25 protein-coding genes are annotated in these 26,598 nt (G+C 69.1%); 17 read left to right on the top strand and 8 right to left on the bottom strand.

The features are described 5' to 3' along the window. Window positions 1-9: 9 nt before the first annotated feature. Window positions 10-1,347 carry a sensor histidine kinase gene (locus IQ292_RS01590; protein WP_203308554.1) on the bottom strand — a complete coding sequence of 446 codons (1,338 nt, stop codon included), beginning with the start codon at window positions 1,345-1,347 and terminating at the stop codon, window positions 10-12. Then, window positions 1,344-2,033, bottom strand: coding sequence for a response regulator (locus tag IQ292_RS01585; protein ID WP_203308553.1), 690 nt, complete (start codon window positions 2,031-2,033; stop codon window positions 1,344-1,346). Before IQ292_RS01585 ends, IQ292_RS01590 begins: the two co-directional genes overlap by 4 nt. A gap of 95 nt (window positions 2,034-2,128) precedes the next feature. Between IQ292_RS01585 and IQ292_RS01580 the strand changes: the two genes are divergently transcribed. The 4 genes from IQ292_RS01580 to IQ292_RS01565 all read left to right on the top strand — a co-directional run bounded on the left by IQ292_RS01580 (window position 2,129) and on the right by IQ292_RS01565 (window position 9,062). Further along, window positions 2,129-3,391 carry an efflux RND transporter periplasmic adaptor subunit gene (locus IQ292_RS01580; protein WP_203308552.1) on the top strand — a complete coding sequence of 421 codons (1,263 nt, stop codon included), beginning with the start codon at window positions 2,129-2,131 and terminating at the stop codon, window positions 3,389-3,391. Further along, window positions 3,388-6,603, top strand: a complete 3,216-nt coding sequence (locus tag IQ292_RS01575; RefSeq protein ID WP_203308551.1) for an efflux RND transporter permease subunit — start codon at window positions 3,388-3,390, stop codon at window positions 6,601-6,603. The genes IQ292_RS01580 and IQ292_RS01575 overlap by 4 nt, the downstream gene beginning before the upstream one ends. Next, window positions 6,600-8,060 (top strand): efflux transporter outer membrane subunit, encoded by a 1,461-nt coding sequence (locus IQ292_RS01570; RefSeq protein WP_203308550.1) that lies wholly within the window; start codon window positions 6,600-6,602, stop codon window positions 8,058-8,060. The genes IQ292_RS01575 and IQ292_RS01570 overlap by 4 nt, the downstream gene beginning before the upstream one ends. A gap of 156 nt (window positions 8,061-8,216) precedes the next feature. Next, a complete protein-coding gene (locus IQ292_RS01565; protein WP_203308549.1) occupies window positions 8,217-9,062 on the top strand; it encodes a hypothetical protein in 846 nt (281 codons plus the stop codon). Window positions 9,063-9,132: 70 nt separating this feature from the next. Here IQ292_RS01565 and IQ292_RS01560 read toward each other — a convergent pair whose 3' ends face one another. Beyond that, window positions 9,133-10,365, bottom strand: coding sequence for a phospholipid carrier-dependent glycosyltransferase (locus IQ292_RS01560; RefSeq protein WP_338057564.1), 1,233 nt, complete (start codon window positions 10,363-10,365; stop codon window positions 9,133-9,135). Window positions 10,366-10,462: 97 nt separating this feature from the next. Between IQ292_RS01560 and IQ292_RS01555 the strand changes: the two genes are divergently transcribed. The 5 genes from IQ292_RS01555 (at window position 10,463) to IQ292_RS01535 (ending at window position 13,945) form a co-directional block, all read left to right on the top strand. Then, window positions 10,463-11,668 (top strand): trans-sulfuration enzyme family protein, encoded by a 1,206-nt coding sequence (locus IQ292_RS01555; RefSeq protein ID WP_203308547.1) that lies wholly within the window; start codon window positions 10,463-10,465, stop codon window positions 11,666-11,668. A 10-nt stretch (window positions 11,669-11,678) separates the two neighbouring features. Next, entirely contained in the window at window positions 11,679-12,077 is a 399-nt protein-coding gene (gene apaG, locus IQ292_RS01550; RefSeq protein WP_203308546.1) for a Co2+/Mg2+ efflux protein ApaG, read from the top strand. Further along, window positions 12,074-12,871 (top strand): LysR family transcriptional regulator, encoded by a 798-nt coding sequence (locus IQ292_RS01545; RefSeq protein WP_203308545.1) that lies wholly within the window; start codon window positions 12,074-12,076, stop codon window positions 12,869-12,871. The genes apaG and IQ292_RS01545 overlap by 4 nt, the downstream gene beginning before the upstream one ends. Further along, entirely contained in the window at window positions 12,868-13,440 is a 573-nt protein-coding gene (locus IQ292_RS01540; protein WP_287977458.1) for a GNAT family N-acetyltransferase, read from the top strand. Before IQ292_RS01545 ends, IQ292_RS01540 begins: the two co-directional genes overlap by 4 nt. Window positions 13,441-13,501: 61 nt before the next feature. Then, window positions 13,502-13,945, top strand: coding sequence for a c-type cytochrome (locus IQ292_RS01535; RefSeq protein WP_203308543.1), 444 nt, complete (start codon window positions 13,502-13,504; stop codon window positions 13,943-13,945). 18 nt (window positions 13,946-13,963) lie between these two features. Here IQ292_RS01535 and IQ292_RS01530 read toward each other — a convergent pair whose 3' ends face one another. Further along, window positions 13,964-15,205, bottom strand: a complete 1,242-nt coding sequence (locus tag IQ292_RS01530) for a serine hydrolase (protein ID WP_238940712.1) — start codon at window positions 15,203-15,205, stop codon at window positions 13,964-13,966. Window positions 15,206-15,240: 35 nt separating this feature from the next. Beyond that, on the bottom strand, window positions 15,241-16,095 hold the full coding sequence (locus tag IQ292_RS01525; RefSeq protein ID WP_203308542.1) for an ABC transporter permease: 855 nt from the start codon (window positions 16,093-16,095) through the stop codon (window positions 15,241-15,243). Window positions 16,096-16,161: 66 nt separating this feature from the next. Here IQ292_RS01525 and IQ292_RS01520 point away from each other — a divergent pair, with 66 nt between their 5' ends. The 3 genes from IQ292_RS01520 to parE all read left to right on the top strand — a co-directional run bounded on the left by IQ292_RS01520 (window position 16,162) and on the right by parE (window position 19,732). Next, window positions 16,162-16,848 carry a GcrA family cell cycle regulator gene (locus IQ292_RS01520; RefSeq protein WP_203308541.1) on the top strand — a complete coding sequence of 229 codons (687 nt, stop codon included), beginning with the start codon at window positions 16,162-16,164 and terminating at the stop codon, window positions 16,846-16,848. A 280-nt stretch (window positions 16,849-17,128) separates the two neighbouring features. Then, on the top strand, window positions 17,129-17,551 hold the full coding sequence (locus tag IQ292_RS01515) for a hypothetical protein (RefSeq protein ID WP_203308540.1): 423 nt from the start codon (window positions 17,129-17,131) through the stop codon (window positions 17,549-17,551). 195 nt (window positions 17,552-17,746) lie between these two features. Continuing rightward, window positions 17,747-19,732 carry a DNA topoisomerase IV subunit B gene (parE, locus tag IQ292_RS01510; protein WP_203308539.1) on the top strand — a complete coding sequence of 662 codons (1,986 nt, stop codon included), beginning with the start codon at window positions 17,747-17,749 and terminating at the stop codon, window positions 19,730-19,732. A 39-nt stretch (window positions 19,733-19,771) separates the two neighbouring features. Here parE and IQ292_RS01505 read toward each other — a convergent pair whose 3' ends face one another. Beyond that, window positions 19,772-20,038: a hypothetical protein gene (locus IQ292_RS01505; protein ID WP_203308538.1), complete on the bottom strand. Its 267-nt coding sequence runs from the start codon at window positions 20,036-20,038 to the stop codon at window positions 19,772-19,774. 288 nt (window positions 20,039-20,326) lie between these two features. Here IQ292_RS01505 and IQ292_RS01500 point away from each other — a divergent pair, with 288 nt between their 5' ends. From IQ292_RS01500 to queE, 5 genes are all read left to right on the top strand, one after another. Beyond that, window positions 20,327-21,523: an acetylornithine transaminase gene (locus IQ292_RS01500; RefSeq protein WP_203308537.1), complete on the top strand. Its 1,197-nt coding sequence runs from the start codon at window positions 20,327-20,329 to the stop codon at window positions 21,521-21,523. Window positions 21,524-21,568: 45 nt separating this feature from the next. Next, on the top strand, window positions 21,569-22,489 hold the full coding sequence (argF, locus tag IQ292_RS01495) for an ornithine carbamoyltransferase (RefSeq protein ID WP_203308536.1): 921 nt from the start codon (window positions 21,569-21,571) through the stop codon (window positions 22,487-22,489). Window positions 22,490-22,600: 111 nt separating this feature from the next. Beyond that, window positions 22,601-23,512 carry an Hsp33 family molecular chaperone HslO gene (hslO, locus tag IQ292_RS01490; protein WP_203308535.1) on the top strand — a complete coding sequence of 304 codons (912 nt, stop codon included), beginning with the start codon at window positions 22,601-22,603 and terminating at the stop codon, window positions 23,510-23,512. 233 nt (window positions 23,513-23,745) lie between these two features. After that, window positions 23,746-24,444: a 7-cyano-7-deazaguanine synthase QueC gene (queC, locus tag IQ292_RS01485; protein WP_203308534.1), complete on the top strand. Its 699-nt coding sequence runs from the start codon at window positions 23,746-23,748 to the stop codon at window positions 24,442-24,444. 8 nt (window positions 24,445-24,452) lie between these two features. After that, the gene (gene queE / locus IQ292_RS01480; RefSeq protein WP_203308533.1) at window positions 24,453-25,085 is read left to right on the top strand and encodes a 7-carboxy-7-deazaguanine synthase; all 633 of its coding nucleotides are present in this window, start codon (window positions 24,453-24,455) and stop codon (window positions 25,083-25,085) included. 222 nt (window positions 25,086-25,307) lie between these two features. On the opposite strand, the gene IQ292_RS01475 is transcribed toward queE, so the two are convergent. Together IQ292_RS01475 and IQ292_RS01470 are read right to left on the bottom strand one after the other, a co-directional pair. After that, window positions 25,308-26,051, bottom strand: coding sequence for a hypothetical protein (locus IQ292_RS01475; RefSeq protein ID WP_238940711.1), 744 nt, complete (start codon window positions 26,049-26,051; stop codon window positions 25,308-25,310). A gap of 215 nt (window positions 26,052-26,266) precedes the next feature. Further along, the gene (locus tag IQ292_RS01470; protein ID WP_203308532.1) at window positions 26,267-26,530 is read right to left on the bottom strand and encodes a hypothetical protein; all 264 of its coding nucleotides are present in this window, start codon (window positions 26,528-26,530) and stop codon (window positions 26,267-26,269) included. Window positions 26,531-26,598 lie beyond the last annotated feature (68 nt).

Here is a 26,598-nt window from a genome sequence, read left to right as displayed (position 1 = left end):
TAGGCGCGGTCAGGCGCCGCGGAAACGCAGCGTGAAGGCGATGCCGCGACCATCCTCGCCCGGGGCGATGGCGAGCGTGCCGTGATGCGCCTCCGCGACGCGCTGGACGATCGACAGGCCGATGCCATGCCCCTCCGTGCGCGGCGCATCGCCGCGGAAGAACCGTTCGGACAGCCGCGCGCGCTGTTCGGCGGGCACGCCATCGCCGTCGTCGCTGACGGTCAGCCGGGTGCCGGGGCCGACGATGACGGTGATATGCGTTCCCTGCGGCGTGTGGCGGACCGCATTGTCGACCAGATTCTCCAGCGCCAGCGTCAGCGGGCCGGCAAAGCCGTGGAGCGGCATCGCGCCGCGATCGTCGAGCGCGATGGTGCGACCGCCGGCGAGGATCGCGGGGGCGCGGGACGCGACGACCTCTTCGGCGAGCGCGGCGAGATCGATACGCGTGCCCGCGTCCTCGACCCGGCGTTCGAGATCCGCGAGGCCGAGCAATTGGCCGACCACACGCGAGCTGCGGTCGAGGCTGTCGAGCAACGCGCGCCGTTGCTCCTCGTCCGCGACCTTTTCGGCGCGCAGGCGCACGATGGCCAGCGGCGTGCGCAGTTCGTGCGCGATGTCGGCCGCGAAGGCGGCCTGGGCGCGGAACCCCTTTTCGAGCCGGTCGAGCGCGGCGTTGGTCGCCACGGCGAGCGGCTCCACCTCCAGCGGCAGCGTGCCGCGCGGCAGGCGCTGGTCGATCGCGCGCGGCCCGATCCCCGCGGCGATCGCGGACACGGTCCGCATCCGCCGGGTGAGCCGCCGGGTGAGCAGCGCACCGATCAGCGGCAGCAACGCCGCGAATGGCAGCAGCAGCAGCGCGAACCGCGTGAGGAAGACGCGCACGATATCGTCGGTGACGACCTGGGGCGCGTCCGAATCCTGCGCGACGACGATCCATCCGGCCCGGAACGGCCGGCTGAGCGCCCGCACGCTGCCGCGATGGAAGAACACCGTCTCGCGCGTCAGCGGCGCCGCGGCGATGATCGCGCGGCGGGCCGGGCCGTGGACGATCCGCGCGCGGCGGCGCGCGTCGAGCACCGCGATCGACAGGCCGCTGACCGGCAGGTCGGTCGCGGCGACGATCGTCGCATCGGGGCGGCGCGCCAGCACATGTTCCGCCGCCGTCGCCTGCTGCACGAGCAGGTCGCGCTGATAATGGCGCGCGGTGCGGTTGAGCAGTACGGAAACACCGAGCGACAGCACCGCCGCGGCGACGATGCCGAGGATGACGTGCAACGCGATGAACTGGCCGAACAGCGACCGTGGCCAGAGGCGCCGCAGCCGGGCCGCGAACCGTCCGTGCGTCATGCCGGCGCGCCGGTCCGGTCGGGCGCGATCATGTAGCCGACGCCGCGCACCGTCTCGATCCGCACGCCGCCCCCGGCGTCGCCCAGGCGCTTGCGCAGGCGGTGCACATAGACTTCGATCGCGTTCGAGCCCAGATCGCCGCCGACGCCGAACAGATGGTCTTCCGCCAGTCGCTTGGGCACGACGCTGCCCTGCCGGCGGAGCAACAGCTCGAGCAGTTCGGTCTCGCGCGCGGACAGCGTCAGCACCGTCTCGCCGATGCGCGCGCGCCGCGCGGCGATGTCGAAGGTGAGCGCCCCGCAGCCGAGCGTTTCGCCGATATAGCCGCCCTGGCGACGCAGGACGGCGAGGATGCGGGCGTGCAGCTCGTCGGTGTCGAACGGCTTGACCAGATAATCGTCCGCTCCCGCGTTGAGCCCCGCGATCCGCGCTTCCACCGCGCCGCGGGCCGTGAGCAGCAGCACCGGCCGCGTCACGCCACGGGCGCGCAGCCCGCGCAGCAGCGCAAGCCCGTCGCCATCGGGCAGCCCCAGGTCGAGCAGCACCGCGTCGTGTGCGCCGGCGCGCAGGAAGGCTTCCCCCTCCTCCACGTCGCGGGCGCGGTCGACCGCCATGCCACGCCGTTCCAGGGCATCGGCAAGTTCGCGCGCAAGGTCGGGGTCGTCCTCGACCAGCAAAATCCGCAAAACCCGGCTCTCCCATTCCCGCAGCGCAGCATCCGTAAGCCGCTTGTAAGGAAGCGACCGTATCGGGGCCAGTCGGATATCGTCAGGACCGCCGAATGCACGCTTCTACCCCCGCCGAACCGTTGCCCCCCACCCGGACGCTGTCGCGTCCGCAGCAAGTCCGCTGGCTGGGGATCGTCGCGGCGGTGCTCGTCGGGATCGCCCTGCTCGTACTGATCGTCGGCAAGCTGACGCACCATGAGCCCGCACCCGCCCCGACCACGCCGCCGGGCACGCTGCGTCTGACGCCGCAGCAGATGGCGTCGTTGACGACGATGCGGGTCGGCGTGGCGGCGACGGGCGAGCGGACGCTGGCGACCGGCGCGATCACCGTCGACGGCAACCGGTCGACGCCGGTGCTGATGCCCTATTCGGGTCAGGTCGTGCGGGTGCTTGCCGATGCGGGCCAGCGCGTGAAGCAGGGCCAGCCGCTGCTGCTGATCAAGACGAGCGACTTCGTCGACGCGCGCAGCGGGCTGTTCGCCGCGCGCGCGGCCTATCAGAACGCACAGGCGCAACTCGGCGCGGCGCAGCGTACCGCGGACCGCCAGCAGCAGATCTACCAGACCGCGGGCGGCGCGCTGAAGGATTATCAGCAGGCGCGCGCCGATCTGGTCGCGGCGCAGGCGAGCGCACGCACCGCGGCGGCGTCGCTGGGCGCGGCGCGCGACAAATTGTCGATCCTGGGCAAGTCGCAGGCCGAGATCGCGCGGCTGGAAAGCGTCGGCGAGGTGTCGGGCATCCACGACGTCACGACGCTGCACGCCCCGATCGGCGGCCTGATCGCATCGCGCGACGTGGCCGCGGGACAATATGTGTCGCAGGGCGGGGACAAGCCGGTGATGACGATCACCGACCCGTCGCGCGTCTGGCTGGTCGCGCAGGTCGCGGAGAGCGACGCGAGCGACGTCCACCTCGGCGATACGGTGACCGTGACGACGCCGGCGCTGCCGGGGCGGACCTTCTACGCGACGATCGACCTGGTCGGCGCGGCCCTCGATCCGCAGACGCATCGCCTGCCGGTCCGTGCCACCATCGCCAACCCCGATGGCGCGCTGAAGCCGCAGATGTTCGCCAGCTTCGCGATCCGCAGCCGCCAACAGGCGGAGGCGATCCGCGTTCCCGCCGCGGCGGTGATCCACGAGGGCGACGCGGCGCGCGTCTGGGTGGTTAGGCCCGACGGGCTGCTCGCCGCGCGCAGCGTGCGCACGGGTGATTCGACCGACGGACAGGTGTCGATTACCGACGGCCTGAAGCCAGGCGAGCGGATCGTCACCGCGGGCGCGCTGTTCGTGAACGAAGCGGGCCTGGGCGAATGAACCGCATCGTCTCCTTCGCGCTGCGCCAGCGGCTGCTGATCGTCGGCGTGTTCGTCGCGATGCTGGTCGCGGGCGTGATCGGCTTCGCCAATCTGAACATCGAGGCCTATCCCGATCCGGTCCCGCCGATGGTCGAGGTGATCACCCAGACCAAGGGGCTGTCCGCGGAGGAGATGGAGCGCAACGTCACTATTCCGATCGAGGTCGGCATGGCGGGCATCCCCCATATGACGGCGATCCGCGCGATCAGCCTGTTCGGCCTGTCCGACATCAAGATCCAGTTCACCTACGACTACACCAACGAACAGGCGAAACAGCAAGTCATCAATCGCCTGTCACAGTTGCCGCCACTTTCCGGGGGTGCACAGCCGTCGATTTCGCCGACCAGTCCGGTGGGCGAGATCTTTCGATACAAGCTGACCGCGCCGCCGGGTTATTCGGTGATGGACCTGAAGACGATCCAGGACTGGATCCTCGACCGCCGGTTCAAGCGTATTCCGGGCGTGATCGATGTGACCGGCTGGGGCGGCAAGCTGCGCACCTATGACGTCGTCATCGACAACGACCGGCTGGTCGCGCACAACGTCTCGATCCCGGCGGTGCTGACGGCGCTGTCAAAGAGCGACGGCAACGTCGGCGGCCAGACGATCAACTTCGGCAGCCAGGCGGCGATCGTGCGCGGCGTGGGCCTGATTCAGTCGGTCGGCGGGATCGAGAACGTGCTCGTCGGCACGGCCAATGGCCAGCCCATCCTTCTGAAGGACGTCGCGCATGTGACGATCGGCAACGCGCCGCGGCTGGGCATCGCGGGCTACAACGACCAGGACGACATCGTGCAGGGGATCGTGCTGATGCAGCGCGGCGCCCAGTCGATGCCGACGATCAAGGCGGTGCAGAAGGAAGTCGCCGACATCAACGCGTCCGGTATCCTGCCGCCCGGCGTGCAGCTGCAACGGATCTACGACCGCTCCGACCTGATCAACCTGACGATCCACACCGTGCTGGAGAACATGGTGGTCGGCATCCTGCTGATCTTCGCGCTCCAGTGGGTCTTCCTCGGCAATCTCAGGAGCGCGGTGATCGTCGCCGCGACCATTCCCTTCGCGCTCGCCTTCGCCATCCTGCTGCTCGTGCTGCAGGGGGAGAGCGCCAATCTGCTGTCGGTCGGCGCGCTCGACTTCGGACTCGTCGTCGATGCCAGCGTGATCATGGTGGAGAATATCTTCCGCCACATGGTCGAACGGTCCGCGCACGTCGAAAGCGGCAGGGGGCATTACACGGTCGCCAACCGCTTCTCCGCGGTACTGGGGGCATCGAGCGAGGTCAGCCGCGGCATCTTCTTCGCGGCGGCGATCATCATCGCGAGCTTCCTGCCCCTGTTCACGCTCACCGGGGTCGAAGGCCATATCTTCGGCCCGATGGCCAAGACCTACGCTTATGCGATCACCGGCGGCCTGCTCGCGACCTTCACCGTCGCGCCGGTGCTGTCGACGCTGCTGCTGCCGGACAAGCTGTCGGAGGTGGAGACGTGGATCGTCGGCAAGCTGCGGCGCGCCTACGAACCGGCCGCGGCGTTCGCGCTCGGCAACCGCGTCCTGGCGATCGGCGGCGGCGTCATCATGCTGCTGCTGGCGGTGGTCGGCATACGCTCGCTGGGCATCGAGTTCCTGCCGCACCTCGAAGAGGGCAACATGTACATCCGCGCGACCATGCCCGCGTCGATCAGCCTCGAGGCGGGGCAGCCGATGGTCAACCAGGTGCGCCGGATCATCATGCGCTATCCGGAGGTGCAGTCCGTCCTGTCGGCGCAGGGCCGGCCCGATGACGGGACCGATTCGACCGGCTTCTTCAACGCCGAATTCTTCGTGCCGCTCAAGCCCTTCGACACCTGGCCCAGCGGCGTCACCAAGGAGACGATGACCGACGAGCTGTCGAAGAAATTGCAGCAGCGCTTCCCCGGCGTCGATTTCTCCTTCTCCCAATATATCGAGGACAATGTCGAGGAGGCCGCGTCCGGCGTGAAGGGCGCCAATTCGATCAAGCTGTTCGGTCCCGACCTGCCGACGCTCGAGAAATACGCCGATCAGATCAAGGATCAGATGGCCAAGGTGCAGGGCATCACCGACCTTGGCGTATTCCAGTCGCTGGGCCAGCCGACGGTGCGCATCGACGTCGATCGGCTGAAGGCGGCGCGCTACGGTCTGACGCCCGACGACGTCAACGCGACCGTGGCGGCGGCGATCGGCGGCAATTCGGTGTCGGACCTGTACGAGGCGGGGACCGACCGCCACTTCCCGATCGTCGTCCGCCTGAAGCCGGCGCAGCGCGACTCGATCGAATCGGTCAGCCAGATCGCCATCGCGGCGCCGGCACCCGACGGGACCGGCACGATCCAGGTACCGCTGTCGCAAGTCGCCGACATCAAGCTGACGACGGGTGCCTCCTTCATCTACCGCGAGCATCAGGAACGCTACATACCGATCAAATTCTCGGTGCGCGGGCGCGACCTGGGCGGCGCGGTGGAAGAGGCGCGGACGCGGATCCAGCGCAACGTCCATCTGCCCGCCGGCTACCATCTGGAATGGGCGGGCGAGCTCGACAATCTCAAGAACGCCATCGCGCGGCTGGAGATCGTCGTGCCGATCAGCCTCATCGTCATCCTGCTGCTGCTCTACGCCAATTTCGGCTCGATCCGCGACAGCCTGCTGGCGTTCAGCGCCATTCCGATGGCCATCGTCGGCGGTGTGATCGCGCTGGCGCTGACCGGCACGGCGTTCAGCATCTCCGCGGCGATCGGGTTCGTCGCGCTGTTCGGGATCGCGGTGATGGACGGCATCCTCGTCGTCACGACCTACAACAACGCGATCGACGACGGCGCGCATCCCGACGTGGCGCTGGCGACCACGGTCCGCAACAGCCTGCGCCCGGTGGTGATGACCTGTCTCGTCGCGGCGATCGGCCTGCTCCCCGCCGCCTTGTCGCACGGCATCGGCAGCCAGGTGCAAAAGCCGCTCGCGCTCGTCGTGGTCGGCGGCATGACGCTGGCGCCCGTGCTGATCCTGCTGCTGCTGCCGGTGCTGATCGCGCGCTTCTCGCGTCGCGTGCCGCCGGACCTGCGCGGCGCGCATGGCCGCGACGTCAGTCATGCGGAGGACGTCCGTGAAGCCGGGGACGGGGATCCGCTCGCACAGGACGGGGAGGCGCTGGCATGACGCATGGGAAGACGCGCGCGCTGGCCCAGCTCGGCTTGGCCGGCCTGCTCGCCGGGTGCAGCATCGGGCCGCGCGATCTCGATCCGCATGCGGCGCTGCCGCCCGCGCCGGCGGCCGTGCGCATCGCGCCGATCGGTGGCCCGGCACAAGCGACGGGGGAGACGGCGGTTGCCGCCGACTGGTGGACCGCCTTCCGCAACCCGTCGCTCGACGGCCTCGTCGCGGAGGCGCTGGCGCACAGCACCGACGTGGCGGTGGCGGAGGCGACGCTGCGTCAGGCGCGGGAGCAGGCGCGTGTCGCCGGCGCCGCGCTGCTGCCGCAGGCCGATGCCAGTTACCAGGCGCAGCGGACGCGCGTATCGAACGCGCTGTCGCCGGCGGTGGCCGACCAGAACCAGCAGCTCTATACGCTCCACACCGCGCAGGCGACGGTGACCTATGACGTCGACCTGTTCGGCCTGAACCGCAATCGCCTGCGGTCGGCGCGCGCGGCGGCGGCGGTGCAGGCGCATCGCCTGGACGCGGCGCGGATGACGGTGGTCGCCAACCTCGTCACCGCCGTGATCACGCGGGCGAGCCTCGCGGAGCAGATCGCGGCGGCGCAGACGAGCATCCGCGTGAATCGCGACATATTGGGCAAGATCCAGCAGCGCCAGCGACTTGGCGACGTGGGCCTCGCCGACGTGGCGACGCAGCAGACGGCGCTCGCGACCGCAGAGGGCGTCCTGCCGCCGCTGATCCGCGCGGAGGCGCAGCAGCGCGTGCTGATCGGCACGCTGATCGGTCGGGCGGCGGGGTCGCCGCTGCCGGCGCTGCCCGACATGGCCTCGCTGACGCTGCCCGAGACCTTGCCCGCGGTGGTGCCGTCCGACATCGTCGCGCGCCGTCCCGACGTGCAGGCGGCCGAGGCCCAGCTCGTCGGCGCGGGCGCCGATGTCGGGACCGCCATCGCCGCGCGGCTGCCGAGCATCCAGCTCAGCGCCAGCGCCGGCGGCGCGGCGCAGCGGTTCGGCGACCTGTTCGCGACCGGCAATCCGTTCTGGAGCCTGATCGGCGGCATCACCCAGCCGATCTTCCACGGTGGTGCGCTGCGCCATCAGCAGAAGGCCGCCGAGGCGGCGCTGGAAGGGGCCAAGGCGCAATATCGCGCGGCGGTGCTCCAGGCGTTCGGCGACGTCGCCAATGCGCTGACGGGCCTGCAGACCGATGCGGACGCGCTGACGGCCGCGACCCGCGCGAGCGACGCGGCGACGCAGGCGCTGACCTTCGCGCGGCGGCAGCTCGCGCTGGGCAGCGTCGGATCGCTCCAGTTGCTGAACGCGACCGGTGCGGACGCGCAGGCGCGCGCGCAGCTGATCCAGGCGCGCGCCGCGCGGCTGACCGACACGGTGGCGATCTTCCAGGCGGCGGGTGGTCCGATCGCGACACCGGCGACGCAGGCTCCGCCGCCGCGCTGATCGGCGCGGGTCGCCGCGCGCCCGGGGCGGGGGATCGCGGCGGCGCTTGCGGCGTTCGGACGTCGGCGTCTAGCGACGCATCGACGATCGTGCCTGCCTTCGACGGGCGGGCTCCGTCGCGGCCTGGCCGCGGTGGCAGGAGGTTTGAACGTTACGATGACGACGATCCGCGTGCGCTGGCTCTTGATCGTTGCGCCCGTGCTGGCGCTCGCCGGCTGCGCGACGCCGGTCGCGCCGCCGCCGGTCGTCGCCACGCTGCCGCCGCCGCCACCCCCACCGCCGACGATGCCCGCGGGCGGCTATGCCGGAATGGAGATACCGGACAAGCGCGAGGACGGCACCTTCGTCACGCCCAATTTCCGGATGACCGACGCGGCGGCGGTCTGGCACCTGCGCGGCGCGCTCAATGTCGCCGCGCTGGCGTGCGACGGCGCGGGCGGCGGGGTGGTCGGGCCGTATAACGCTTGGCTCGTCGGCCATGCCGCCGGTCTCGACCGCTACGTCAAGAAATATCGCGACGAATGGGCGGACACGGGCTGGAGCGACTGGGAAGCGGCTTTCGACGCCAACCAGACGCGGCTGTACAATTTCTACGGCGCGCCGGCGCTGCGCGTCGCGTTCTGCGCCGTCGCGCGACAGGAGATCGCCGCGGTGCTCAACGTTTCCGATGCCGATCTTCCCGCCTTTGCGCGCGGCTCGCTCGGCCGGCTCGACCATCCGTTCATCGCCTTCTTCGGCGCGTTCGAGAAATGGCGCGACTATTACGAGCCACGGGTGACGCCGCCGCCGGTGGTCCCGACGCTGCCACCGCAGCCCGCGCCTGCGGCTGCCATCGCGCAGGTGCCGGTGCCGGGCGAAGGCGCGGCGATGACCGCGGACGCGGGGGCGCAGGCGCAGGCACCGACGGCGGCCGCCGAAACGCCGGCGCCCGCGACGCAGGCCACGACGCCCGCATCTCCGCCCGAGGCGCAGGCTCCGATGCCCGCCGCGACGACGCCCTGATGTGCGGTCCAGCCGCGCGGGATCGGCGCGGCGGCGCTGCCATGCAGGTGGATCAGGCGCCGGTCGACCGTCAGATCCAGCTCTGCAGCCACATCCAGCGATGGAAGGCGCCCGGCCCGTCGAGCGCAGTGGCGGCGAGGATCGGGTAGAAATGGACGAACAGCACCGCCGACAGCAGTAGAAAGCCTTCGTCCCAATAGGCCAGCTTCGTGCGCCAGTGATCGAGGGCGACCGCGATCGCGATGCCGAGCCAGATGCTCGACAGATAGTAATAATAGAAGAAGCCGAGCGACTTGGGGATGATCGCCCACATCGCGATGCTGGCGGCCCATAACAGTCCCGCGAGTGTCGGCGCCGCCGCTCGCGCGCGCATTCCTGCCCAGAGGCAGGCAGCCACCGCGACCAGGCCGCCCCACATCACCGCCGGGTTGCCGAGCATCAGGATGCCGCGCTGCGCGCCATCCGCCCGTTCGTAGAGATACCAGATCGGGCGATAGTCGAACGGCCAGCTGTACCAGGCTGACTGATAGCTGTGCGGTGGCAGCACCTCCGTCTGCTGCCGATACATATCGAGCTGGAAGGGCAGGAGCCGATCCAGCGTCAGCGGCGCACTGGCGTAGAGGAAGGCGGGCCAGAACGTGGCGAAATAGACGAGCGCGCTCGCCACGCCGAGGATGGCGAGGCCCGCCCACCACGGCATGCCTCCCCAACGATCCGTCCGGCCGCGCCGCAACACCAGGAAACCGGCTCCGGCGAGCGGGATATAGGTCAGGGCGGTCCACTTGCACCCGACCGCAAGCCCCAGCAACACGGCACCGAGTAGCCAGCGCCACCACGCCGCCGCTCCCGCGCCACGCATCGCCCAGAGCAGCGCGGCGAGTCCGAGCACGACGAAGGCAGCCATGAACCCGTCGAGCATCGCGATCCGGGCCTGCACGAAGACGGTGAAGTCGAGCAGCGTCAGCAGCGACCCGATCACCGCCGGCCGCAGCCGGCCGAGCCCGAGCCACAGGATCGCGAACACCCCGAGCACCACGCCCGTCGCCGCCAGCGTCGACAGCGCACGCCAGCCGACCGGATCGTCGCCGAACACGCGAATGCCGAGCGCGATCAGCGTCTTGCCGAGCAGGGGATGTTCGGTGTTGGTCGGCCCCCACAGCCGTCCGAGCACCTGCGCCGCGGGGACGTAATGCATCTCGTCGAAGACATAGCTGTGCGGCGTGGCAATTCGCCAGCTGAACAGTCCCTGCGCGAGGAGCCCGATCGCGGCAGCAGCGGGAAGGGGACGGGAGAGGACACGCACGCGGCACGTTGTTCCCGTTGGCACGGCGCTTGGCAAGGCGACACGCGTCCTCCCGCGACCCTTGCTCCCCGCGCGTCTTCCCGGCAAAGCGGACGCCATGAAGCGCAAGGCAGGCCAGGACCGTTCGATCACCCAGTCGTGGCGCCCCGCGACGCTCGCGGTGCGCGGCGGCACCGCGCGCAGCGAATATGGCGAGACGAGCGAGGCGCTGTTCCTCACCTCCGGCTACACCTACGACCGGGCGGCGGACGCGGCGGCGCGCTTCGCCGGCGAGCAGCAGGGGATGACCTATTCCCGCCTGCAGAACCCGACCGTCGAAATGCTGGAGCAGCGGATCGCGCTGCTGGAAGGCGCGGAGGCGTGCCGCACGATGGCGAGCGGCATGGCCGCGATGACCGCAGTGCTCCTCTGCCAGCTCCAGGCGGGCGATCATCTGGTCGGTGGTCGGGCGGCGTTCGGGTCGTGCCGATGGCTGACCGACACGTTGCTGCCAAAGTTCGGCATTGCGACGTCGATCGTCGATGCGCGCGACCCGCAACAATTCCTCGACGCGGTCCGGCCGGAGACCAAGGTCTTCTTCTTCGAGACGCCCGCCAATCCGACGATGGACGTCGCCGACCTGGCGGCGATCTGCGCCATCGCGCGCGAGCGCGGCATCACGACCGTCGTCGACAACGCTTTCGCCACGCCCGCGCTGCAGCGGCCGATGGATTTCGGCGCCGACGTGACCGCCTATTCGGCGACGAAGATGATGGACGGGCAGGGGCGCGTGCTCGCCGGGGCGGTGTGCGGCACCGAGGATTTCATCACCAACACGCTGTTGCCGTTCACGCGGAACACGGGCCCGACGCTCTCCCCGTTTAATGCCTGGGTGGTGCTGAAGGGGCTGGAGACGCTGGATCTCCGGATCATGCGCCAGTCGGAAAACGCGCTGGCGGTCGGCCGATTCCTCGAGGCGCGCGTACCCCGCATCCTCCACCCCGGTCTGCCCAGTCATCCGCAGCACGATCTCGCGATGCGCCAGATGCGCGCGACCGGACCCATCTTCGCCTTCGAAGTCCAGGGGCGCGAGCAGGCGCATGCGCTGCTCGACGCGCTCCTGCTGATCGACATCTCCAACAACATCGGCGATTCGCGCTCGCTGATGACGCATCCCGCGTCGACCACGCATGCCGGCGTGTCGGCGGAGACGCGCGCGGAGATGGGCGTCACAGAGGGCATGTTGCGGCTGAACGTGGGCCTCGAGGATCCGCAGGACCTGATCGACGACCTCGACCAGGCCCTGAAGATTGCCGGATTGTGAGGACGGGACGGTGAAGCAGTTCTTCCCGCATGCCGCGACGACCGACGGCGTCACCGTGCGGGTGTCGGTCAGCTACCTTTCGGACCAGTCGGAACCTGCGCGCGGCCGCTGGTTCTGGGCCTATCATATCCGGATCGAGAACGCGACGGCGGCACCGGTGCAGCTGCTGACGCGTCACTGGATCATCACCGACGGTCGGGGCGCACGGCATAGCGTCGAGGGCGAGGGCGTCGTCGGCGACCAACCGGTGATCGCGCCGGGCGGCAGCTACGATTACGTGTCGGGCTGTCCGCTCGCGACGCCGTCAGGGGCGATGCAGGGCAGCTACCGCATGATCGGCGCCGGCGGCGAGACGTTCGACGTCGCCATTCCGCGCTTTGCGCTGATCGCGCCGGCGGTGGAGACATGAAGCGTACGCACCTGCCGCTGAACGGCCTGCGCGTGCTCGACGCGGCGGCACGGCACCTGTCGTTCACACGCGCCGCGGACGAACTGGCGGTGACGCCGGCGGCGGTCGGCCAGCAGATCCGCGCGCTGGAGGACACGCTGGGCGTCGTGCTCTTTCGCCGCACGACGCGCGGGCTGGAGCTGACGCCGGAGGCGGAGGCGGGACTGGCACCGCTGCGCGACGGTTTCCTGCAGTTCGAGGAGGCGGTGCGCGCCATGCAGGCGGGCCAGTCGTCCAAGTCGCTGACCATTGCCGCGCCGCGCGACGTGACCGAGAAATGGCTGATGCCGCGTCTGGCGGCGATCGCGGCGCACGATCCCGACCTGCGCTTCGTGCTGCTGCCGGCCGACAGCCATGGCGGCGGCACCGCGCTCGATTTCACCGAGGCCAACCTCGACCTTGCCATCCGCTGGGGCGAGGGACCGGGTGAACACGAGGGCGAGGCGCTCGAGTCGGAAGGCATGGTCACCGTCACCGCGCCGGGCGGTGCCACGGCGCGGATCGGCTGGCCGGGGGACGGCGACGGCCAGGCGCTGGTCCGCGTCGCCGACGCCGGCCTCGCGATCGACGCGGCGGCCTCGGGCCTCGGCCAGGCGGTGGTGCCGGAAATGCTGGCGGCGCGCGACATAGCCGCCGGGCGGCTGGTCGTGACGGGCGAGCCGCAACCGTCGCGCCTTGGCTATTGGCTGGTCGCGCCGCTGCCGCAATGGCGCCAGGCGAAGGTGCGGGCGCTGGTCGACGCGCTGACCGCGTGAAGCCGACCGCAGCGCCGACCCCGACGCTGACGACGACGCGGCTGACGCTGCGGCCGCGGGGCCCGCGGGACGCCGACGCGCTGTTCGTGACCATGGCCGATCCCGCCGCGATGCGCTGGTGGTCGCACCCGCCATTCGACAGCGTCGCCGCGCTGCGCGCGCATTTCGCTGCCGACGGCGAAGGCCCCTGGCGTGCCTGGGCGATCACCGAGACGGGGAAGGACCATGCGGTCGGCTTCGTCGCGGCGGGGCCGAAGCGGCAGGGCGGGGTCGCAGAGATCGGCTATCTGCTCGCCTCGCAGGTGACGGGCCGGGGGATCGCGCGCGAGGCCGTGGCCGCGGTGATCGAACAGCTGTTCGGGGAAGGCTATCGTCGGGTGTTCGCCGACACCGACCCCGACAATCTGGCGTCGATCCGTCTTCTGGAGCGCCTCGGCTTCGTCCTGGAAGGGCGGCTGCGCGGCGAGTGGCAGACGCATATCGGCGTGCGCGATTCGCTGATCTACGGGTTGCTCGCGGACGAGTGGTCATATGCGCCATCGGGCCACCGCCGGCACGGCGGGGCATAGGCCCGGCGCCTCCTTCGGAACCGCGCCGGAGAAACGCGGTTCATCCCAGCGGAAGGTCGTCATGCGCTGCCGTGTCCTGCTGCTCGGGTTCGTCGTCGGTACATCTTTGTGCTGCGGTGCTTGCTCGGGCGAGGACAAGGAGGCGCGGCGCCGCGCGGCCGGGCCGGCACCCACGCGGGCGGCGCTAGCGTCGGTCGCCAGCGCATCCGCCGGCGCGGCGCTGTTCGGGCGATGCGCCGCCTGTCATTCGATCCGCCGCGGTGCACCCGACCGCAACGGTCCGAACCTGTTCGGCGTCATGGGAAAGCCGGTCGGGCAGAACAGCGCCCGCTTCGGCTATACCGCGGCGTTGCAACAGGTCGGCGGGCGGTGGACGCCCGACCGAATGGATGCGTGGCTCACCAATCCCCAGCGCTTCGCGCCGGGTACGTCGATGGGATTCCCGGGGCTCGCCGACCCGCTCGATCGCGCCGACATCATCGCGTATCTCGCCGCGCAGCGCTGATCGAACGCCGTCTCCGGCTCAGCGGCCGATCAGCCCCAAAGCGCGCATCGCCAGCGCGGCGAACTTTCCCTCGTCGACCGCCGCATCGGTGCGATGCCAACCGCCGACGAGCGCATACCAGCGGCCGTCCTTCGTCCGGACCAGATAGGACAAGGCGATGACGCCGGGTTCGGACCCGCCCTTGAAACCCACATAGTCGAGCCGTCGCGCGGTGCCCGGATCCGTTCCCGCATTGATCGCGAGGATGGCGCGCACCACGGGACCTGCGTCGCGCAGGTCGGCGAGCAGGCGGACCACGTCCCGGGGCGCGGCGAACCATTCGACGCTGTCGGTGGCGAGCGGTGCGCCGGCAAACATCATCGGGTCGAGCGGCGCGGCGGCCAACGTCGGGCCGATCCCTCTCAACATCGCGTGCCGCGCCTGCGCATCCGCGGCGGACCAGCGCCGGGTCAAGGTGCCATCGGCCTTGATCGCGAACGCCTCGCGCGTCGTCAGGACCGGCCCCGACCCGCCGTAGCGCGCGGCGGTGGCGTCGACCGCGTCGCGCCCCAGCAGCGCGATCAGCGTATCGGTCGCGGTATTGTCGCTCACCGCGATCATCAGCGTCGCGAGCGACTGCACCGTCATCGGTGTCGCGCGCGGCCAGGATTGCAGGATACCCGTCGGCAGAGAGGGCGTGCCCGTCGGCACCACCTCGTCCCAGCGATGCGTGCCCGCCGCGATCTGCCGTGCCAGCTCGGCCAGCACCCACAGCTTGAACGCGGAGCCGAGCGGCATCGGCCGTGCATCCTGGATGGCCAGGGATGGCGGCAGCTTGCCGTCGAGCGGGTAGAGCGCCAGCGCGGCCTGGCCGGGCAGGGCAGCAAGGTCCGCGGCGATATGCGCGGCGGAATCGTCGGCGACCTGCGTCCCGGTGACGAGCAGGCCGGTGACCGCGTGGGGCGCGGCGAGATCGATTGCCAGCCGCATCGTCGCCGTGCCCCGTTCATAGGCGATCGTCAGCTGCGCCGACCATCGCCCCTCGGGCGCGATCGTGACGACCCGCAGCGGCGCGCCGAGGCTCGCACGCAACTGCGCCGCAAGGGCATCGAATCGCTCTTGTGGCACCGCCGTCTGGAAGGCGGGTGCGAAGTACCGGTCGAAGACGAACCTGCCCGCCAGCACGTCGATCAACTGATGCGCCCGCTGGCCGAGCTGCGGCTCGATCGCCTGCGCCTGCGCCTGTTGCTGCGCCCACGCCGGGGTGGACGGGGTCAGCATCAGCGCGGCAAGCGCGGCGGGAGCGGCTTGGCGGATCAGCTCTTGAGCTTCCAGCCGCGGCGCAGCAGCAGATAGCAGGCGATGCCGAGCGCGATGTCCGCGGCGAGGATCGCGACGCTGCCGACCAATATGGGCGAGTCGGCGGTGCCGAGGAAGCCGTAGCGGAAGCCCGAGATGATGTAGAAGAAGGGGTTGGCGTGGCTGAACGCGCGGAACGCCGGCGCGAGCCGATCGACCGAGTAGAAGGTTCCCGACAGGAGCGACAGCGGCGCGATGACGAAATTGGTCACCGCCGCGGCATGGTCGAACTTCTCCGCCCAGATCGAGGTCAGCACACCGAGAAAGGCGAGGAAGCCGGCTCCCAGGAATCCGAACCACAACACCGCGAGCGGATGGCTGACGGCGACGTGCACGCCCGGATAGAGTGCCATCGCGCACCAGCATATGAAGCCGACGAGAAAGGCGCGGGTCATCGCGCCGCCGACCAGCGCGGCGAGCAGCTCCGCGGTCGACAGCGGCGGTTGCAGATAGTCGACGATCGTTCCCTGGATCTTGCCGACGAGCAGCGAGAAGCTGGCATTGGCGAAGGCGGGACCCATCATGCCCTGGCTGATGATCAGGCCGGGCGCGATGAAGTCGGCGAAGGGGATGACGACGCCGCCGACATGCACGGGACTTTTGGCGCCCGTCGCGATGGTGAAGACGACGAGGAACAGCAACGTGGTGATCGCCGGCGCCCATAGCGTCTGGAGCTGGACCTTGAAGAACCGGCGCACCTCCTTCACATAGAGGGTCTTCAGGCCGCCCCAGTTCACGTTCCGGATCACCGGGACGCCGGGTGCGGACCGGATCGCCGAAGGAATTTGGCCGATTGGGGGCTGGCTGCTCATGCGCCAAGCGGGTAACCGCAGCGGCTGCCGCCTGCAACCCGGCTGACGTGTGAGTGAGGAAAGACCATGTCCTGGACCGACGAGCGGATCGATACGCTCAAGACGATGTGGGAGGCGGGGCAGACCGCCAGCCAGATCGCCGATGCGCTCGGCGGCGTCAGCCGCAACGCCGTCATCGGCAAGGCGCACCGCCTGGGGCTGCAGTCGCGCCCGTCGCCGGTGAAGCCCAACGATCCCGAGGCGAAGGTGGCGGAGCCTGCGCCGGCCGAGCCGGCAGCGGTCACCCCGCCGCCGCCTCCGCCGCCGGCGCCCGTCGCCGCTGCGGAACCGGAATTGGATGCGGATCCCGATCCGGAACCCGTCCGCGCCGCGCCCGTCGCCCCCCCGGCGGCGGAACCGCCGGTGCGCGATCCCCAGCCGGTGCTGCGCTCGGTCGGACCGGGCGGTTTCGTCCGCCAGGCACCGGGCGAGCAGCAGGCGCCCTCCACGCCTGCGCCGCCGCGCCGCCTCGTCCCTGCGAAGCCGTCGCCGGAGATCGCGGGCAAGACGACGTTGCTCGATCTCAACGACCGTATCTGCAAGTGGCCGATCGGCCATCCGGGCGAGCCGGACTTCCACTTCTGCGGCGACAAGGTGAACCCCGGCTTCCCCTATTGCGTTGAGCATTGCGGGCATGCCTATCAGGCGCAGCTTCCTCGCCGCGACCGCCGTCCGCCGCCGCCGCTGCCGTTCGGCGGACCGCGCGTGCGCTGATCGCGGCGCAGCCGGTCAACACCTCTAGCAGCCTCTGACTGGCGCGTGCGCGCGACATTTCGTGCGCACGCGACGTTCGTCGGCCTGGCGTCAGCCGCGTGGTTGGTGGGGCGCCACTGCCGGCGACCGCCGATCGGATCGGGAGGCCGAGAGCGATGCATGCGGCACGCTGCCGCGATGGTGAATCAAACCGTTTCGGCCTATATACGGTATCAAAATACAACCACAAATTATTGATCGAGATCATAAAATAGCAAGTAATTGCTGTCATCTCGGTTGTATGACCTACCGGATCGACTTGCTGGCGCGTCACCATCGGCACCTGCTCGACGTTATAGCGGCCGCTCACCCGCTCATCACGGAACGTCATCGCGATGCGGACTTGCAAGGTCTTCGCCACTTGCGGCGCGAAATGGAAGAAGCGCTCATGGCGTACGAGCGCTTCATCCGCGAAGATATCTGCCACCGTTCGCTGTGGAGCCGGGTCGACGACGCGACCGCGGATGCGCGCGCGCTTCTTGCGTCATGTATCCAGTTGCGCAGCGACTATGAGCAGTTCGTCGCGCGATGGAGCGCGACCGACTCGCAGATCAGCTGGCCGCGATATCGGTTGAGCGCGCTCTGCATGATCCAGCAGTTTCGCGACCACGTCATCGAGGCCGCCCTCATGTCCAAACGCTGGATAGGCGACGAGGCGGCTTAGCACGCCGTGCCCGGATCGGCGTGACCACCCCGGCCGCCTGACGGCGCGCTTGGCGCGATGATCCGGAAAATCAGCTGCCGGGGGGTGGCAGGTATCTGACAGCACGCATGGAATTCGATCGTCGCGATCCGATTGCGGCCCCGCGCTTGCCCCCTGCGCTTGCCCTAAGCGCCGCCGTACCCCATACGTTCGCACATGGCCGACGATCTGTTCGCTTCCTCCTCCCCATCCACATCGCACAGTTACGACGCCTCCTCGATCGAGGTGCTCGAAGGGCTGGAGCCCGTACGCCGGCGTCCCGGCATGTACGTCGGCGGGACCGACGAACGCGCGCTGCATCATCTTGCCGCCGAGGTGCTCGACAACGCGATGGACGAGGCGGTGGCCGGCCATGCGACGCGCATCGAGGTGACGCTGGAGCCGGGCAACCGGCTGACAATCGTGGACAATGGCCGCGGGATTCCCGTCGACCCCCATCCCAAGTTTCCCGACAAGTCGGCGCTCGAGGTCATCCTGTCGACGCTGCACTCCGGCGGCAAGTTCGCCGGCAAGGCCTATGCGACCAGCGGCGGCCTGCACGGCGTCGGCGTTTCGGTGGTCAACGCCTTGTCGAGCGACACGGTGGTCGAAGTGGCCCGCGAGCGGCAGCTCTACCGCCAGCGGTTCAGTCGCGGACAGACGATGGGGCCGCTCGAGCACGTCGGCGCGGCTCCCAACCGGCGCGGCACGTCGGTCGCCTTCACGCCGGACACTGAGATTTTCGGACCCGAACTCGGCTTCAAGCCTAGGCGCTTGTACCAGCTCGCGCGATCGAAGGCCTATCTGTTCGCGGGCGTCGAGATCCGGTGGAAGTGCGCGCCCTCGCTGGTCGAGGGAACCGATACGCCGGCGGAGGCGGTGTTCCAGTTCCCGGGCGGGCTTGCGGACCATCTGCGCGAGCAGATCGGCGGACGCGAGTGCGCGACGGCGGACTTCTTCGCGGGGCAGCAGGATTTCCCCGGGGAACAGGGGCGCGTCGAATGGGCGGTCGCCTGGCCGCTGTGGAGCGACGGCAGCTACAGCTGGTATTGCAACACCATCCCGACGCCGGACGGCGGCACGCACGAACAGGGGCTGCGTCAGGCGCTGGTGCGGGGGCTGCGCGCCTTCGGCGACCTCGTGAACCAGAAGAAGGCGAAGGACATCACCGCCGACGACGTGATGGTCGGCAGCGAGCTCATGCTCAGCGTCTTCATCCGCGATCCCCAGTTCCAGAGCCAGACCAAGGACCGGCTGACCAGTCCGGAGGCGGCCGGACTGGTCGAGAAGGCGGTGCGTGACCATTTCGACCATTGGCTCGGCCACAATATGGAGCGCGGCAAGGCGCTGCTCGGCTACGTGCTCGACCGCATGGACGAGCGGCTGCGCCGCAAGGCGGAACGCGAGGTCAAGCGCAAGACCGCGACCTCCGCGCGCAAGCTGCGGCTTCCCGGCAAGCTGACCGACTGCGCCGCCGACTCGCCCGAGGGTACCGAATTGTTCATCGTCGAGGGTGATTCGGCGGGCGGCTCGGCGAAACAGGCGCGCGACCGGAAGACGCAGGCAATTCTGCCGATCCGCGGCAAGATCCTGAACGTCGCCTCCGCGACCAGCGCCAAGATCCTGGCGAACCAGGAGATCGCCGACCTGATCCAGGCGCTGGGCTGCGGCACGCGCAAGGATTGCGTGGCCGACAATCTACGCTACGAGCGCGTCGTCATCATGACCGATGCCGATGTCGACGGTGCGCACATCGCGACGCTGCTGATGACCTTCTTCTTCCAGGAGATGCCGGATCTGGTGCGGCGAGGGCACCTCTATCTCGCACAGCCGCCGCTCTATCGGCTGACGAGCGGCGCGAAGTCGCTTTACGCGCGCGACGACGCGCACCGTGCCGAACTCGAACGGACGGCGTTCAAGGGCAAGAAGGTCGAGGTCGCGCGCTTCAAGGGGCTGGGCGAGATGAACCCGCAACAGCTGCGCGAGACGACGATGGACCCGAAGACACGCGGCATGATCCGCATCACGCTGCCGCAGGAATATGAGGAGCGCGCCGGGGTGAAGGATCTGGTCGATCGCCTGATGGGCAACAATCCGGCGCACCGCTTCGCCTTCATCCAGGAAAACGCCGCGCGGCTCGATGAGGAGGCGATCGACGCGTGACGGGCCCCGCGGGGTACGCGTGGCCGTCCGCTGCCGTCTTCATTTGACGACGAAGGTCACACCCTGCGCTTCCCAGTCGGCGCGCGTCTGGCAGAGCGTGTCCGGCATCGCCTTGGTCGCCTTGTTGCCCAGGGTCGTCTTGGGCATGCAGAGGCGGCCTTCCTTGTTCTCCTGCATCTTGGCGGTCATCGTGATCGTGGCGGGGCCCTTCGAGCGGGCAAGCGCGGGAGTCGCGAACGCCGCGGCGAGAAGCGCGGAGGCGATTGTCGCGGTGGCGGCGCGGGTGGCAATCGAGCGATAGGTCATGGTCGTTTTCCCTGGCGGAAGTGCTTCTTGAGGCTCCTTGGCCTCCAACCATAGCACTGCATTAGTCATGCCAAACACCTAAGACACTGTAAAACAATGATAAGCCTCGTGACGGTCTGGCGGGGATTGCGAGGTCTGGGTGGATTGCGCCATGATCTGGCATGATAGTGTCCGGGCGGCACGGTACGTCTCCGGGGTGTTGATTCCCCAATGCCATTCCCGGTAATAGGCACGCCGGGCGGTCCTCGACGGGCCGCCCTTTCTCGTTTGGAGAGAAGGAGACCTTCCGTGACCATTACGCCGCTCATGCCCGTCTACCCACGGTGCGGGGTGCGTCCGGTCCGAGGCGAGGGCTGCTACCTGATCTCCGAGGACGGCGGCCGCTATCTCGACATGGCGGCGGGTATCGCCGTCAACGCGCTCGGCCACGGCCATCCGCATCTCGTCCAGGCGATCGCGGACCAGGCGGCGACGCTGATGCACGTGTCGAACCTCTACGGCAGCCCGCAGGGCGAGGCGCTGGCGGAGCGGATCGTCGCCCACAGCTTCGCCGACACGGTGTTCTTCACCAATTCGGGCACCGAGGCGGTGGAATGTGCGATCAAGACCGCGCGCCGTTACCATTATGCCAACGGCAACCCGCAGCGGCATACGATCATCACCTTCAACAACGCCTTCCACGGGCGCACGATGGGGGCGATCTCCGCCACCAATCAGCCCAAGATGCGCGACGGCTTCGAGCCGCTGCTGCCCGGCTTCGCCTATGCGCCGTTCAACGATCTCGCGGCGGCGCTGGCGCTGGTCGACGACCATACTGCCGGGTTCATGGTCGAGACGATCCAGGGCGAGGGCGGCGTGTCGGTGGCGACGCCGGAATTCCTCCAGGGCCTGCGCCAGGCTTGTGACGCGCACGGCCTGCTGCTGATCCTCGACGAGGTGCAGTGCGGCTATGGCCGCACCGGCAAGATGTGGGCGTATGAGCATTATGGCATCGAGCCGGACATCATGTCGGTGGCCAAGGGGATCGGCGGCGGCTTCCCGCTGGGCGCCTGCCTCGCCACCGAAGAGGCGGCGAAGGGCATGGTGATCGGCACGCACGGCTCGACCTACGGCGGCAATCCGCTGGCGATGGCGGCCGGGCAGGCGGTGCTCGACGTCATGCTCGCGGACGGCTTCCTCGACCATGTCGCCACGATGGGCGAGCGGCTGCGCGGCGCGCTGGAGCAGCTGATCCCGAACCACGATCACGTCTTCGAGGGTGTTCGCGGCAAGGGGCTGATGCTCGGCCTCAAGCTCAAGGCCGGGGTCGAGCCGCGCGAATTCGTCGCCCATGCCCGCGACAACCACAATCTGCTGCTCGTCGCCGCGGGCGAGAACGTCGTGCGCATCCTGCCACCGCTGGTGATCGAGGATGAGCACGTCGCCGAATGTATCGAGAAATTGTCGGATGCGGCGCGCGTCTTCGCACCGGCAAGCGACGATTGAACGTCTCTCCCTCTCCCATGCGGGAGGGGGAAAGAAGGACCTGCCATGATCCGCCATTTCCTGAACCTGACCGACGCCGGCCCCGATGGCCTAGCCGCGATGCTGGACGATGCGATGACCCGCAAGGCGGCGCGCGCGGGCTGGCCCAAGGGCCGCATCGATGCCGATGCGCCGCTTGCCGGCCACGTGCTCGCGATGATCTTCGAGAAGAATTCGACGCGCACCCGCGTCAGCTTCGACATGGCGATCCGCCAGCTCGGCGGCACGTCGATCGTGATGGACGCAGGCTCGATGCAGCTCGGTCGCGGCGAGAGTATCGCCGACACCGCGCGCGTGCTGTCGGGCTATGTCGACGCGATCATGATCCGCACCGACGACCATGCCAAGGTCGAGGAGATGGCGGCGCATGCCGGCGTGCCGGTGATCAACGGCCTGACCGACGCGTCGCATCCCTGCCAGATCATGGCGGACCTGCAGACGATCCTGGAAAGCGGCAAGGCGCTTCCCGGCCTGAAGATCGCATGGCTCGGCGACGGCAACAACGTGCTCGCCTCGATCATCGAGGCGGCGGGGTTGATGCACTTCGACGTCGTCGCCGCTTGTCCGCAAGGCTACCAGCCGACCGAGGCCGATGTCGCGCTGGGACGGGGGCGCGCGCGCGTCGTCGGTACGGCGGCGGAAGCGGTCGAGGGGGCGGACGTCGTCGTCACCGACACCTGGATCTCCATGGGCCAGGCGCATGCCGAGACGAAGCTCGCCGCGATGATGCCGTTTCAGGTCGACGAGGCGCTGATGGCGCGCGCCAAGCCCGACGCGACGTTCCTGCATTGCCTGCCGGCGCATCGAGGCGAGGAAGTGACGGAGGCGGTGATCGACGGGCCGCAGTCGCTGATCTGGGCGGAGGCGGAGAACCGCCTGCACGCGCAGAAGGCGGTGCTGCGCTGGTGCTTCGGGCAGATCGGGTAAGCTGCGCAGCGGGCTAGTCCTGCGCGGTCGGAATGGGGAGCGCGACCGGCCCGCTGCGGCGGGGTGTCGCCCGCCTGTTGACCGCCGCGCGGCGCACCCCATCTTGTCGCAATGCAACAGACCGTGACTTTCGACCTCGATCGCGCGCTGGCGTTCGCGATCCCCTCCCGCTCGGCGCGTGGGCGTGTCGTGCGCCTGGGCCCCGCGCTCGACCAGATCCTTGCCGCCCACGCCTATCCCCCGGCGATCGAGGCGCTGCTCGCGGAAGCGATCACGCTGGCGGCGCTGATGGGGTCGATGCTCAAGGATCCGCAGGCGCAGCTGACCTTGCAGACGCGTACCGACCGCGGCGCGGTGACGCTGCTCGTGTGCGACTATCGTGGCGGCGAGGTGCGGGGGTATATCCAATATGACGCCGACCGGCTCGCGACGCTCCCCGAGCAACCGACGCTGTTCGCGCTGTTCGGCGAGGGCTATCTTGCGATCACCTTCGACATGACCGCGACGGGCGAGCGATACCAGGGCATCGTCCCGCTCGATGGCGCCACGCTGGCCGAGGCGGCGCAGAGCTATTTCGTCCAGTCGGAGCAGATCCCGAGCCTCGTGCGGGTCGGCGTCGCCAAGCGCGACGGACGCACGATCGCGGGTGGCCTGTTCCTTCAGCATCTGCCCGAAGGCGAGCTCGGCCGCGAACGCCTGCATACACGTCTCGACCATCCGGAATGGGAGCACGTCGCCGCCCTCGGCGAGACGATGGGGGTCGACGAACTCGCGGAACCGACGCTGCCACTGGAAACGCTCGTCTGGCGCCTGTTCAACGAGGAGCAGGATGTCCGCGTCCTGACCGACACGCCGCTGGCGCGCGGCTGTCGCTGCACCGCCAGCTATATCGCGAGCGTGTTGGTGAAATTCTCGCTCGAGGAGCGCCGCGAGATGGCGGACGAGAACGGTTTGATTCAGGTGGATTGCGCCTTCTGCGCGACCAAATTCCCCGTGCCGGCGGAGCCGCAGGCGGCGGGATAGGGGCCGCGCCGTTCGTCGCGCCGCGCGAACGTCTGGCCGACGTGTTCATAAACACGTGGGAACGCAACGGGTTAACCGGATATTTACCGACCGGCTGCTAGGGCCGCTCGTGTGCACAGTCTGTATGGGCACGCTTTTTTCTCCCTAAAGGGCGGCGACGCTCTCTCCTTTCGGGCCGCGGTTTTCCGCGGCCCTTTTCTTTTGGGGCATTTTGGCCTAGCCGCGCGGGGATCATGACACTTCAACCGATTGCCGTCGTGCTCGTCTCGGGCGGGCTCGACTCGATGATCTCCGCCGCCAGCGCGCGCGAGGCGGGGTATCGCCTGCTCGCCCTGTCGATCGACTATAACCAGCGCCATCGCGTCGAACTCGCGGCGGCGCGCCGCGTCGCGCATGCTCTGGGCGCGGAACGGCATATCGTGCTGCCGATGGATCTGTCGGCCTTCGGCGGATCGGCGCTGACGGACGATATCGCCGTGCCCAAGGACGGCGCGGGCACGGAAGAGGGCGGAGGCATCCCGGTCACCTACGTACCCGCCCGCAACACCATCTTCCTCAGCCTCGCGCTCGGCTGGGCGGAGGCCGCGGGCGCGCGCGACCTGTTCATCGGCGTGAACGCGCTGGATTATTCCGGCTATCCCGACTGCCGGCCGGAGTTCATCGCCGCGTTCGAGGGGCTGGCAGAACTCGCCACCAAGGCGGGGGTGGAGGGAGAGCCCTTCCGCATTCACGCGCCGCTCCAGCATATGACGAAGGCGGACATCGTGCGGGAGGGCGCGCGTCTCGGCCTCGACATGGGGCTCAGCTGGTCGTGCTACGATCCCGCGCCGGGCGGCGTCCATTGCGGCCTGTGCGACAGCTGCCGCCTGCGCGCGCGCGGCTTCGAGGAAGCCGGGATCGCCGATCCCACCACCTACGCCACGCGGGCCTGACCCTTCCGATGAGCTATGCGGTCAAGGAAATGTTCCTGACGCTGCAGGGCGAGGGCGCCAATGCCGGCGCGCGCGCGGTGTTCGTGCGCTTCGCCGGCTGCAACCTGTGGTCGGGGCGCGAACTGGATCGTGCCAGCGCGATCTGCCGGTTCTGCGACACCGACTTCGTCGGCACCGACGGACTTGGGGGAGGGCGCTTCGCCGATGCGGCGGCGCTGGTCGCGGCGGTCGAGGGTTTCTGGGGGCCGGGGGCCGACCATCGCTTCGTCGTCCTGACCGGGGGCGAGCCGATGCTCCAGGTCGACGACGCCCTCGTCGAGGCGCTGCACGCAGCGGGTTTCCGGATCGCGATCGAGACCAACGGGACCTTGCCCGCGCACCCCGGGATCGACTGGGTCTGCGTCAGTCCCAAGGCCGGCAGCATCGTGGTCCAGCGCTCGGGCGACGAGCTCAAGCTCGTCTGGCCGCAGCCGGGGTCGGATCTGGATGAGATCGAGCGCTGGGACTTTCGTCACCGCCTGCTCCAGCCGCTCGACGACGCCGATGCGCCCGCGCATGTCGCCGCGGCGATCGCGGTGGTCATGGAGCGGCCGCAATGGCGGCTGACGCTCCAAACGCACAAGATGCTGGGATTGCGCTAGAGTTTTCCACGTGCTTGGTGGCCGGTACCACGCCGATCCAGCGTTGCTGGATCGCACGCTAACGGCTGATCCGGCGAGGCCGGGTCAGCGGCGGTGCATCGGATCATGTCCAGCCCGTGCCGTCCCGGGAGGGGGCGGGGACACTCAGGAGGGGGGCGCAATCCGATCGTGCCGGGCCCCTCGCGGGGCCGGGCGCGGCACGATCGGATTGCCGCGCCGGGTTCAGCGGAGCGCGGTCTGCGCCGCCGCCGGAGCCGCGCCGGCGGCGATCGCCGCGGTGGGGGCGGCCGCCGGCGGCCAGTTGAACGTGCCGCACTTCTTGATCGACCAGTCGCCGCGCTTGTCCCAGCAGACCGGATCGAACCGCGGCTTGGACGCATAGTCGCGGCCCAGATAGCGCGAGAAATGCTGTTCGCCATAAGGCGCCATCAGGCTGGCGCGCAGCTCGCGGAGCCGCTCGGCGGCAAAGGCGGCGAAGCTGCCGCGCGGGACGAAGGTCGCGTCCCGACCGATCACGCTCGCCGTCTGGCAGAAACCGTATTGCGCCGCGACCGGCGTGAAGCCTGCGTACAGCCGCGTGCCGAACTGGTCGAGCGCGGCGGTGCCGGCCTTGGGCGTCTTGTTCGTGCGCGCGAAATATTTGGCGATCGTGTCGAATGCGCCCTTCAGCTCGGCGGAATGGTCGGTGAGCAGCGCATTGTAATTCTGTACGGTGAGCAACGTCGGTTCGAACTGGCACTGCAGCGCGGCGACGTTGAGCGCCGCGCGCATGTTCCAGCTCACCGCCGCGCTACGCTCGGCATCGGTCGCGCCGGGCAGCAGTTCGGCGACGCCGCTGGGATCCCCCTTCAGCGTGTCGCTGCGGAAATCGTGCGAGCGCAAGAAGAATTGTGCCGAGGCCGGTGCCGCCAGCGTCAGGGCCATCGCCGCGCCGCCAAAAGCGATCGCGGTACGCAACAGGGTCATGGGTAGGGTTCCTCCCGAAGCGGGTATGTTATGCCGCGCAGAATACAGGAATTCCGGGCCTGACCCAATCCCCCATTTACCATGATCAGGTCTCGGACGCGACGAATTGAGTCGCGGTGGCGCCAAGACGACATGGGGCGGAGGAACAAAAAGAAACGGCCGCCCGGTATTCCGGACGGCCGTTTCACGAACGTAATGAACCCGGAAGGGGTCGATTACATGGCGTTCGTGGTCGTGGTGGTGTTCGACATCATCGTGTCGTTCGCCATCATCGTGTCGTTGGCCATCATGCCGCCGTTGGTCGAACCGTCGACCGCGGTCATGTTGTCCGACATGGTGCCCATGTCGTCGCTGCTGTTCATGTCGGTGACCATCGTGTTTTCGGTGGTGGTCTCCGTCTTCGGGCCGCAAGCCGACACGGCGAGCGCGGCGCCGGCGATCAGCGAGCCGGTCAGGACCTTGGAGATGATTGCACGCATTGGAAGCTCCCTAGAAAACGGATTTGGACGGCTTGCTGGCCCTTTAATCCCAAATCACGGTGGACATT

It is taken from the genome of Sphingomonas beigongshangi (genome assembly GCF_016820445.1).
Taxonomy (GTDB): Bacteria; Pseudomonadota; Alphaproteobacteria; order Sphingomonadales; family Sphingomonadaceae; genus Sphingomonas; species Sphingomonas beigongshangi.
This window is presented reverse-complemented; position numbering and strand designations above follow the sequence as displayed.